Source organism: Actinosynnema sp. NPDC037264 (assembly GCF_055603705.1).
Genome location: NZ_JBVJVK010000001.1, coordinates 488,144 through 498,191, shown reverse-complemented (window position 1 = coordinate 498,191; position 10,048 = coordinate 488,144). Strand labels below are relative to the sequence as shown.

The following is a 10,048-nucleotide window of genomic DNA, read 5'->3' as shown; positions in this document are numbered from 1 at the left end:
GTCGGTCGTTCGCGTCCTCATTCCCGGCGATCACGCTTTTCGATCGCCGGGAATCAGGGCGCGAACGACCGACGCGACCTCGCCCGCCGTCTGCGGAGCAGCGGCAATCCAACACAGCGGCCTAGTACTCAGCCTCGTACAGCGCGGCCAGCCGCCCGTGCAGCTCCGCGGCGTCCGGCAGCGTCTTGCCGTCCAGCGTGTGCACGCGGGTGATCTTGCGGACGCTCGACACCAGGAACACGCCGTCCGCCGAGTACAGCTCCTCCACCTCGATCGGCCGCACCTCGACCGCCCAGCCCTCGCGCCCGGCGGCGCGGAACAGCGCGGCCTGCGTGGTGCCCGGCAGGATGCCCAGCTCGGCGGGCGGCGTGGTCAGGGTCCGACCGCGGGCCATGATCAGGGTGGACGTGGGTCCTTCCAGCACCGAGCCGGACGACGTGGTGAACACGACCTCGGCCGCGCCGCGCCGTTCCGCCTCGCGGATCGCCGCCATGTTCACCGCGTACGACAGCGACTTGGCGCCCAGCAGCAGCCACGGCGCGCGCTCCATCAGGCCCGGCTCGATGCCCCGGTCGAGGGTGACCGCGGCGATGCCCTCGGCCCGCTGCGCCATCACCTTCGGCGAGATGTCCATGCCGAGCGCGAAGCCGGTCGGCGTGCCGTCGCCGCCCTCGACCCCCCGCGTGCAGACGAGCTTGAGCGCGATCTCCGCGCCGCCCGCCCAGTTGTCCAGCACGAGGTCGACGGCGCGTTCGAACGCCGCCCGGTCGGGTTCGGGCAGGTCGAGCATGGCCGCCGAGCGGGCCAGCCGGTCCAGGTGCGGGGCGAGCTCCCGTGGCTTGCCGTCGACCACGAGGATGGTCTCGAAGACACCGTCGCCGCGCATCAGGCCGAAGTCGTCGACCCGGATCAGCGGGGCGTCGGGGTCGGCCAGCGTTCCGTCCAGTAGTGCGAGCACGCGCATACCGTGAGACTACTCACGGCCTACCATCGGGTTCGTGGACACCGCCAGCGCCCCGAAAGCCCTGCGCAAGACGCTGCACGAACGCGGCATGCGGATGACACCCCAGCGCCAGCTCGTGCTCGACGCCGTGCGCGAGCTGGGGCACGCCACGCCCGAGCAGATCTGCCAGCGCGTCCAGGTCACCGCGCCGACGGTCAACATCACCACGGTCTACCGCACGCTCGACCTGCTCGACCGGCTCGGCCTGGTCCGGCACACCCACCTCGGGCACGGCGCGCCGAACTACTCGGTCCACGCGCACGAGCACGTGCACCTGGTGTGCCACCGGTGCGGCCGGGTGGACGAGGTGCCGTGCGAGTTGCTCTCCCCGCTCGGGGGAACACTGCGGGACGAGTACGGGTTCGAACTTGATGCGAGCCACCTCGCGCTGTCCGGCACGTGCCGCGAGTGCCTGAGCGCACCGAAGGAGTCCGAGTGAATTCACCGCTGTTGACCGCCCCCGGTGCCGTCGCCCCGTTCGAGGGAGCTCCCGACCAGGGCGTGCCGTGGCACTTCGGCGACCCGTTCGCCGAGCAGCGCTCGGCGACGCGGTCGGTCGCGGTGTTCGACCGGTCGAACCGGGCCGTGCTCGCGGTGCCGGGTGAGGACCGGCTGACCTGGCTGCACTCGCTGACCAGCCAGCACTTCGCCGCGCTCGGCGAGGACGAGGGCACCGAGGCGCTGATCCTGGACGTGCAGGGCCGGGTCGAGCACCACGCCGTGGTGGCGAACGTCGGCGGTGTCGTCTACCTCGACACGGAGGCGTCGCGGGCGGCCGAGCTGCTGGCGTACCTGACCAAGATGGTCTTCTGGTCGAAGGTCGAGCCGCGGGACGCGACGGCCGAGCTGGCCGTGCTGACCGTCGTCGGCCCGGAGGTCGAGGGCCTGTTCGCCAAGCTGGACCTGCCGGTGCCCGCGGGCCCGCACGGCGTGGTCGCCCTGGAGGGCGGCTTCGCCCGCCGGATGACGTGGCCGGGCCAGGACGCGGTCGACCTGGTCGTCCCGCGCGGCGGGATCGCCGACTGGTGGGCCAGGCTCACCGACGCGGGCGCGCGCCCGGCGGGCAGCTGGGCGTTCGAGGCGCTGCGGGTGGAGTCGCTGCACCCCCGGCTCGGCGTGGACACCGACGAGAAGACCATCCCGCACGAGGTGAACTGGATCGGCGAGGCCGTGCACCTCGACAAGGGCTGCTACCGGGGCCAGGAGACCGTCTCGAAGGTGCACAACGTCGGCCGCCCGCCCCGCCGGATGCTGCTGCTGCACCTGGACGGGTCGCGCGAGGTGCAGCCGGAGACCGGCGACCCGGTGCTGGTCGAGGACCGCGTGGTCGGCCGCGTCGGCAGCGTCGCCCTGCACCACGAGCTGGGCACGATCGTGCTCGCGCTGGTCAAGCGGTCGGTCTCGCCGGAGACCGAGCTGCTGGTCGGCGCGGAGGACCGGCGCGTGCAGGCGAACGTCGACCCCGACTCGGTGCCGCCGGACACCCCCGGTCTCGGCCGCGAGGCGGCGCGCAACCTGGGCCGGTGATCGTCCGGACCGGAAAACCGGCGACTTCCCCTGCCTGCGGTTCCCGGCCCGCGGGGTACCGCTGAGGCGCTAGCCCGAACGGGTTCTGTGCCAGGATCACGACATGTCCCGACCCGGATCCCACGGCACGCTGATCACCGTCGCGCCCACCGGGGCCGAGCACGCGAAGGCCGACGTGCCCCAGCTGCCGGTCACGCTGGAGGAACTGGTCGCCGCCGCACGGGCGTGCGAACAGGTCGGCGCCGCGATGGTGCACGTGCACATCCGGGGCGCGGACACGAGGCCGACGCTGGACCTCGGGCTGCTCAAGGCCACGGTCGCCGCCCTGCGCGAGCAGACGGACCTGGTCGTGCAGCTGTCCACGGGCGGCGCGGTGACCGACCCGGAGGCCGACCGGCTCAAGGTGCTCGACGCCCTGCCCGACTCGGCGTCCTGCACCATGGGCACGGTGAACTTCGGCGACGACGTGTTCCTGAACCGCTGGGAGTTCGTGGTCGCGTTGCACAAGGGAATGCAGGAGCGGGGCATCGTCCCCGAGTACGAGATCTTCGACATCGGCCAACTGGCGTCGCTGCGACGGCTGCTGGACCAGCACGGGCTGCCCGCGGGCGGCAAGGTGCACGTCGACCTGGTGATGGGCGTGCCGGGCGGCATGCCGGGCGACGCGGAGACGCTGGTGGCGGCGTTGCGGCTGCTGCCGGAGGGCGCGTCGTTCTCGGCGACGGGCATCGGGCGGACCACCCTGCCGGTGATGCTGACGGCGTTGGCCGCCGGCGGTCACGTCCGGGTGGGCATGGAGGACACCGTGTCCTACGCCAAGGGCCAGCCGGTCCGGGACAACGCGCAACTGGTCGCTCGCGCGGCGGGACTGGCGAAGATCGCCCAGCGCCCGCCGCTGTCGCCCGCGGACGCACGTGCACTTCTGGGCGTGCGCAGTCCGGTACAGGTTTGAGACAACTTTGGAAGCAGGTTTGTGTTGGCGGGTGGACACGAACTACCTCAGGATGAGTACGTGATCGAGGTGCGCCCCGGCGGGCGCCGCCGTATCGACCGGGTGCTCGCCCCCGACTACACCGAGGGGGTCGAGCGGCTCCCGCTCGCCGAGGTGCGCGCGCTGCGCGACGAAGCGGCGCAGGAGGAGACCGACCTGTCGTACCTGCGGAGGCTGCTGCACGCGCGGATCGACATCGTGCGGGCCGAGCAGGAGCGGCGGACGTCCGGCGGTTCGGCGGTGGTCGACCAGCTGGCGACCATCCTCGCCTCGAACGCCGTCGGTCCCGCGACCGGCCACGGGCGGTACCAGACGCAGGAGCCCTCCCGGGCGGAGGCGCACCGGCGGCACGTCGAGGCCCTCGTCTCGGACGTCGACCTGTCGGACGTGAGCGCGCTCACGGACGACAAGCTGATCCTGGCGCTGCGGGTGTTCGTCGGCGAAGAGGCCTCGGTCTCGTCACGGCGGCGCGAGGTGCAGGCCGTGGTCGACCAGCTCAACGCCGAGATCGCCGGCCGCTACCAGAGCGGCAGCGCCTCGGTCGACGAGCTGCTGGCCGCGGAGCGGGGCTGGCCGGCCAACCCCGGCCGTTCCAAGGAATAGGAACGCTCTCCCGACATGTGGGCCGGCCGCCTAACGTGGCCGGTCGATGGCACAACAACGCTCGGCCTCGCCCCGGTACCGCTGGGTGGTGCTCGCGGTCGGCGCGGTCGCCCAGGGCGCCAACGCCGCGGTGTTCCTCGGCCTGCCGGCGATCACCCCGCAGCTGCGCGCGCACTTCGGGCTGTCGTTGCCGCAGGTCGGGATGCTGCTCGGGGCGGTCAACCTGGGCACGATGCTCACCCTCGTGCTGTGGGGCGCGGCGGCCGACCGGCGCGGTGAGCGGCTGGTCATGGCCATCGGCGGCTTCGGCGCGGCCGGGTGCCTGGCCCTGGCCGCGTTCGACGGGCCCGTGGTGGCCGGGGTGGCGCTGGTCGGCGTCGGGCTGTTCGGCGCGAGCGTCAACGCCGCCAGCGGCCGGGCGGTCCTGACCTGGTTCCCCGCGCAACGGCGTGGGTTCGCGATGGGCATCCGGCAGACCGCCACCCCGCTCGGCGCGGCCCTCGCCGCCGCCGTGCTGCCGGTGGTCGCGCTGCGGGCCGGCGTGCCGGCGGCGTTCCTGGCGCTGGCGGGCTTCACCGGCTTCGTCGCGATCGCGGTGGCGCTGTGGATCCGGGAGCCGCCGTGGGCCGTGCGGTCCGGGCAGGGGCAGCACGGTCTCGTGCTCAAGGACCCGGGCCTCATCCGGCTCAGCGCGGCGAGCGGCCTGCTCGTCGTGCCCCAGTTCACCGCCGCCGCCCTCATGGTCGAGCTCCTGCACGACCACCGGGGCGTGGCCGTGGGCCTGGCCGCCGGGTTGTTCGCCGCCGCCCAGGTCAGCGGCGGTGTCGGCCGGCTGCTCGTCGGCGTGTGGTCGGACCGGTCGGCCACCAGGGTCGGGCCGCTGAAGGTGCTCAGCGTGCTGATCGCGATCGGGTTCGCGCTGTGCGCGGCCCTCGACCGGGCCCCGGTGTGGCTGCTGGCCGCCGTGCTCGTGCCCACGGCGGCGCTCGCGCTGTGCTGGAACGGCGTCGCGATCACCGCGGCGGGCGAGCTGGCGCCGCCCGGCCGGACCGGGATCGCGCTCGGCATGCAGAACACCGCCAACTACCTGAGCGCCACCGTCACGCCGCCGCTGGCCGGGTTGGTGGCGGTGGGCGTCGGCTGGCCCGCCGCCCTGCTCGTGGCCGCGGCGGCGGCCGTGGGCGCCCGCGTGCTGCTAGCCGTGCCGCTCGCGGCGCGCGAGCTCGCCCCAGAACTCCCGTAGCCGCTCGTACCGGAGGGCGACCTCCTCGGCGTCGCCGGTCTCCAGGGCGTCCACGATCGCGTTCACGTCGGTCGCGGAGCTGTCCTCGAGCAGGTCCTCGTCGTCGATGAGCTGCACCAACCCGCCGTAGTCGAGCTCGACGGCCGAGTCGGGCGCGAAGTGGTCGAGCCAGCGCCCGGTGTCGGCGAGCACCTTGGCCGGACCCGCCTCGCCCAGCGAACCCGACACCACCCGGTGCGCGCGGGCCACCCGCGCGCGGGCGTCCGGCATGGACACCCGCCAGGAGACCTGCCGCTCCGGGTCGCCCTTCGGCGCGAGCACGACCCGCCGCGCCTCCGGTTCGACCAGCGCGAACCAGGGCAGCGGCACCGTCCAGGTGGTCGAGATGACGTGCACGGCGCCCGCGGTCAGCTCGGCCATCACCGCCGAGGCCCGCGACCGGATCTCCTCCGGCTCCACCGCCACGGCTTCCTCGCGCAACGGGCCGGTGGCCGTGGCCAGGAAGCCGACGAGCGCGGCGGCCGACCGGGCGCGCAGGTCCAAGGGGCAGACCAGGGGACCCGGGCCGACCTCGCCGGGCACCTCGGCGGGACTGATGGTCATCACGTCGAACGGCGCGTCGGGCGAGACGCTGCCGTCCGACCGCTCACCGGGCAGGAGGCGGCGCGGCCGGGCGAGTTGTGATCGCAACCACAGCTCCCGTTCGCGCGCGCCGACGTCCGCACGGCTCAAGACCCCGTCTTCCAGGGCTTTTCGCACCTGATCCGCCAACGGTGCGTCAAGAGCCGACAGCGGTTCGTACACCCTGAGGTAGGCGACGAACGGTTGAGGCACCCGCGCATCCTCCCACGGTGAGATTTGGCGGTACGTGTCACGCCTACCGCGTCGCGGGGAACCCCTTCGACACGGTACGGTAGTTACCAGGAACTAGTTGTCGAGACGAGTGGGGCCGCCGTTCCCCCGGCCGCCCCCGTCCCTGTGCGAGGGGGTCGAGCCATGGGGCGCGGCCGAGCGAAGGCCAAGCAGACCAAGGTGGCGCGGGAGCTCAAATACAGCTCTCACAACATCGACGTCGACGCCTTGCAACGCGAGCTGTCCGGCGGCGAGTCCGCAGGTGTTCGCCGAAGCGAAGAACGCTTCGACGACCCGTCGGACGACGAATACGACGACTACCGTCGCTGACACACACAACACCCGCTGCTGAGGTTGGGCTGCCGGTTATCCAGACCGGCAGCCCGACCTTTGCAGCGGGCCCAACTACGCCCTGGCGTACTGCCTCGGCGGGCTGACCTGCACCCCCAACTGCCGAGCCGCGTGCAACGGCCAGTACGGGTCGCGCAGGAGCTCCCGGCCGAGCAGCACCAGGTCGGCCGAGCCATCGGCGAGGACCTGCTCGGCCTGCCGGGCGTCGGTGATCATGCCGACCGCCCCGGTGGGCACGTCGGCCTTCCGCCGCACGGCCTCGGCGAACGGCACCTGGTAGCCGGGGCCGATCGGGATGTCCGCCGTGGGCGTGTTGCCACCGGTGGACACGTCGATCACGTCGGCGCCCAGGGCCGCGAGGTCGCGTGCCAGCACGACGCTGTCCTCCGCGGTCCAGCCGCCCTCGACCCAGTCGGTGGCGGAGATGCGCACGAACACCGGCACGTCCTCGCCGACGGCTTCCCGGACGGCGGCCGTGACCTCGCGCACCAGCCGGGTCCGGTTCTCCGGGGAACCGCCGTAGGCGTCGGTGCGGTGGTTGCTGAGCGGCGACAGGAACTCGTGCAGGAGGTAGCCGTGCGCGGCGTGCACCTCGACCACCCGGAAGCCGGCCGCCAGCGCGCGTTTCGCCGCCGCGGCGAAGTCGGCGACCACCCCGGCGATGCCCTCGTCGTCCAGCTCGACCGGCGTCCGGTAGGTCTCGTGGAACGGCACGGCGCTCGGTGCGACGGGCGTCCAGCCGCCGTCGGCGTCCGCGACCCCACCCCGCTGCTCCGCGAACGGCGCGTAGGTCGAGGCCTTGCGGCCGGCGTGGGCGAGCTGCACGCCGGCGACGGCGCCCTGCGCGTGGATGAAGTCCACGACCTTCCGCCACGACTCGACGTGCGCGTCGTCCCAGAGCCCGGTGTCCTCGGGCGAGATGCGCCCGATGGCCTGCACCGCGGTCGCCTCGGTGAACACCAGGCCCGCGCCGCCGACCGCGCGCGACCCGAGGTGCACGAGGTGCCACTCGTCCGGGTGACCGTCGCGCGCCGAGTACTGGCACATGGGACTGACCGCGATGCGGTTGGGCAGCGTGACCGTGCGGAGGGTCAGCGGGCTGAACAGCTGGCTCACGTGCGACTCCTGGAGGCGTTCCGGTACGACGACGGCCTCGCGGCGCGTCACCACGTCCAAGTCCACCGGATCGGCCCCTTGTTCCCCGGTGTGGCCCCCGTCCCACCTCACGGGAGCTGCGCAATTCCATTCGATTCGGTATTGCGCGTGCATTCGCACGTGATCTTCAATGGGAGGTCGGCCGGCAAAACGCCGAACAAGAGGACACCAGTTACGCCCATTCGGGTGTACTGTCCGCAGCACGTTCGGGGAGACCATCACTTGCCGCCCGACGCAGGTCGGCCCATTGGAAGTTCCCGCCGGTCACGACAGTAACAGGATCCACATGCTGCCCATGCCGACCACGATGACGCAGGATCCAGGGTGGCCCAGCAACAGCCTCCTGGGTCGCCTCCGAGACAACACCCGACAAGAGCTGCTGAACATCGGCACGGTCGTGCGGTACACGGCCGACCGCGAGGTCATCGAGCAGGACGCGAAGGACACTCACGTCCTGTTGCTGCTCGACGGCGTGGTCAAGGTGCAGACCACGGACGAGACGGGTGACACGGCGCTGCTCGCGATCAGGGTCGCGGGCGACCTGGTCGGCGAGATGGCGGCGCTGGACCAGAAGCCGCGCTCGGCCACCGTCGTGACCTGTGGCGACGTGGTCGCGAAGCTGATCACCAGCGGCGAGCTGATGGCGTTCCTGCACCGGCGCAACGACGTCTTCGTCGAATTGATCGGGATGATCAACGACCGGCTGCGCTGGGCGAACCAGCGCCGGCGGGACTTCCTGTCCCACCCGGCCGCCGAACGGGTGGCCCGGGTGCTGGCCGAATTGGTGCAGACCTACGGGCGCGAAGAGTCGCACGGGTGGACGTTGGGAATTCCGCTGACGAAGGTGGAACTCGCCTCCATCGCCGGGATGAAGCCCAGGACGGCCGAGAAGGCGTTCTCCGATCTGCGAAAAGCGGGGGTGGTGGTGAGTCACCTGAGGCGTGACGTGCTGGTGCCGGATCTGGCGGGGCTGAGGAAATTCGCGGGCTTCTGACGCGAGACCGCATTTCTGCGGTATTCCCGCCGATGCAGTAGTCCACAGTGACTCTGCGCAGTCGTGTGTCCGCAGTGCGTCAGCACCCGTCGAAAGGCCTGGCCGATGAGCTTCCAGCGCAGTCTGCTGGTGTGTTGTGACCTGAGGAGCTACGGGTCGGCCGACGACCTGCTCCAGCGCGAGCTCCAGGAGCTGCTGGTGCGCAGCCTGGACCGGGCGGGCGCGGCCGCCGGCCTGGACCGCTCGACGTGGCGGCGGCAGGCCAAGGGCGACGAGGAGTGGGCCGTGCTGCCCGCCACGACGCCGGAGGGCGACGTCGTCGACCGGTACGTGCGCGCGCTGGACGCCGAGCTGGCCTCGACCAACCGCTACCGGGTACCGGAGGCCAAGCTGCGGATGCGGATGGCCATCCACTTCGGCACCACGGTCGAGGGCGCCAACGGCTACCCCGGGCAGGACGCCGTGCTGGTCAGCAGGCTGCTCAACAGCGAGCCGGCGCACGCGGCGCTGGAGCAGTCGCCGCACTCGGACCTCGTCGTGGTGCTGTCGGACTCCCTGTTCACGTCGCTGGTCGCCGCCCGGCACACCACGCTGCGGCCCGAGGACTTCCGGCGGGTGGACGTGCGGGTGAAGACGTTCCACGGGCACGGGTGGATGTGGCTGCCGAGCGGTGACGTGCACGCGCTGGTCCTGGGCGGCGGGCCGGTCGACGAGCCGGGCGCCGCGGCCGACCCGGTCACGCCCGAGCCGATCGCGGCCGACCCGGTCTCGCCCGTCGTGGGCTCGCCGTCGGTGAACCAGAGCGCGGTGGCCTCCGGCGGGTCGACGGTGATCCAGGCGGGCCGCGACGCGCACGTGACGCACCAGAAGGCCGACGTGATCCAGCACTTCGACCGCAACGACCAGCGGGGCTCGCACTTCGGCCCGACCTACCGCAGGGACAACGACGAGAGGGCGTGAGGTGCGCGAGCAACCGCTGAGACTCCTCGCCGGCGCGGCCGCGGGCGCGCTGGCGACGGTGGCGGACACCGAGCAGTGGCCCGACCTGCGGACCCGGGTGGCCGCGGCCCTCGCCCCCGACCTGGTCGACCTGGTCAGCGCCCGGTTGGACGAGGCGCGCAGCCGGCTCGTCGCCGTGCCGAGGGCGCGGCTGGAGCTGGCGCGGGCCGAGTTCACCACCGAGTGGCGCGGCTCGATCCACACCATGCTGTGGGAACGCCCGGAGGCCGCCGGGCCGTTGCGCGCGGTGCTGCACGACGTGGGGCCGGCCCTGCCGCGGGTGGCCGAGGACTTCGCGGCGGGCGCCACCGCGGGGCGGTGAAATCGACC

12 protein-coding genes are annotated in these 10,048 nt (G+C 72.6%); 9 read left to right on the top strand and 3 right to left on the bottom strand.

The window, feature by feature from the left end; genetic code table 11:
* Positions 1-121 precede the first annotated feature (121 nt).
* A complete protein-coding gene (locus tag ACZ7GX_RS02465; RefSeq protein WP_498771948.1) occupies positions 122-964 on the bottom strand; it encodes an aminodeoxychorismate lyase in 843 nt (280 codons plus the stop codon).
* 34 nt (positions 965-998) lie between these two features.
* On the opposite strand from ACZ7GX_RS02465, the gene ACZ7GX_RS02460 reads away from it, so the two are divergent.
* From ACZ7GX_RS02460 to ACZ7GX_RS02440, 5 genes are all read left to right on the top strand, one after another.
* A complete protein-coding gene (locus tag ACZ7GX_RS02460) occupies positions 999-1,442 on the top strand; it encodes a Fur family transcriptional regulator (RefSeq protein WP_498771946.1) in 444 nt (147 codons plus the stop codon).
* A complete protein-coding gene (gene ygfZ / locus ACZ7GX_RS02455) occupies positions 1,439-2,530 on the top strand; it encodes a CAF17-like 4Fe-4S cluster assembly/insertion protein YgfZ (RefSeq protein WP_498771944.1) in 1,092 nt (363 codons plus the stop codon). Before ACZ7GX_RS02460 ends, ygfZ begins: the two co-directional genes overlap by 4 nt.
* Before the next feature lie 103 nt (positions 2,531-2,633).
* Positions 2,634-3,482: a beta-keto acid cleavage family enzyme gene (locus tag ACZ7GX_RS02450; protein WP_498771942.1), complete on the top strand. Its 849-nt coding sequence runs from the start codon at positions 2,634-2,636 to the stop codon at positions 3,480-3,482.
* 60 nt (positions 3,483-3,542) lie between these two features.
* Positions 3,543-4,124, top strand: coding sequence for an RsiG family protein (locus ACZ7GX_RS02445; protein ID WP_498771940.1), 582 nt, complete (start codon positions 3,543-3,545; stop codon positions 4,122-4,124).
* 46 nt (positions 4,125-4,170) lie between these two features.
* On the top strand, positions 4,171-5,367 hold the full coding sequence (locus ACZ7GX_RS02440) for an MFS transporter (RefSeq protein WP_498771938.1): 1,197 nt from the start codon (positions 4,171-4,173) through the stop codon (positions 5,365-5,367).
* On the opposite strand, the gene ACZ7GX_RS02435 is transcribed toward ACZ7GX_RS02440, so the two are convergent.
* A complete protein-coding gene (locus tag ACZ7GX_RS02435) occupies positions 5,320-6,201 on the bottom strand; it encodes a DUF8083 family protein (protein ID WP_498771936.1) in 882 nt (293 codons plus the stop codon). The genes ACZ7GX_RS02440 and ACZ7GX_RS02435 overlap by 48 nt on opposite strands.
* A gap of 162 nt (positions 6,202-6,363) precedes the next feature.
* On the opposite strand from ACZ7GX_RS02435, the gene ACZ7GX_RS02430 reads away from it, so the two are divergent.
* Entirely contained in the window at positions 6,364-6,549 is a 186-nt protein-coding gene (locus ACZ7GX_RS02430; protein ID WP_123745067.1) for a DUF3073 domain-containing protein, read from the top strand.
* A 75-nt stretch (positions 6,550-6,624) separates the two neighbouring features.
* Here ACZ7GX_RS02430 and ACZ7GX_RS02425 read toward each other — a convergent pair whose 3' ends face one another.
* The gene (locus ACZ7GX_RS02425) at positions 6,625-7,752 is read right to left on the bottom strand and encodes an NADH:flavin oxidoreductase/NADH oxidase (protein WP_498771934.1); all 1,128 of its coding nucleotides are present in this window, start codon (positions 7,750-7,752) and stop codon (positions 6,625-6,627) included.
* Positions 7,753-8,032: 280 nt separating this feature from the next.
* Here ACZ7GX_RS02425 and ACZ7GX_RS02420 point away from each other — a divergent pair, with 280 nt between their 5' ends.
* The 3 genes from ACZ7GX_RS02420 to ACZ7GX_RS02410 all read left to right on the top strand — a co-directional run bounded on the left by ACZ7GX_RS02420 (position 8,033) and on the right by ACZ7GX_RS02410 (position 10,040).
* Positions 8,033-8,719 (top strand): Crp/Fnr family transcriptional regulator, encoded by a 687-nt coding sequence (locus tag ACZ7GX_RS02420; protein WP_498771932.1) that lies wholly within the window; start codon positions 8,033-8,035, stop codon positions 8,717-8,719.
* A gap of 105 nt (positions 8,720-8,824) precedes the next feature.
* Complete coding sequence (locus tag ACZ7GX_RS02415; RefSeq protein ID WP_498771930.1) at positions 8,825-9,679, top strand: hypothetical protein; 855 nt, start codon at positions 8,825-8,827, stop codon at positions 9,677-9,679.
* A gap of 1 nt (position 9,680) precedes the next feature.
* Positions 9,681-10,040: a hypothetical protein gene (locus tag ACZ7GX_RS02410; RefSeq protein WP_498771928.1), complete on the top strand. Its 360-nt coding sequence runs from the start codon at positions 9,681-9,683 to the stop codon at positions 10,038-10,040.
* Positions 10,041-10,048: the final 8 nt, after the last annotated feature.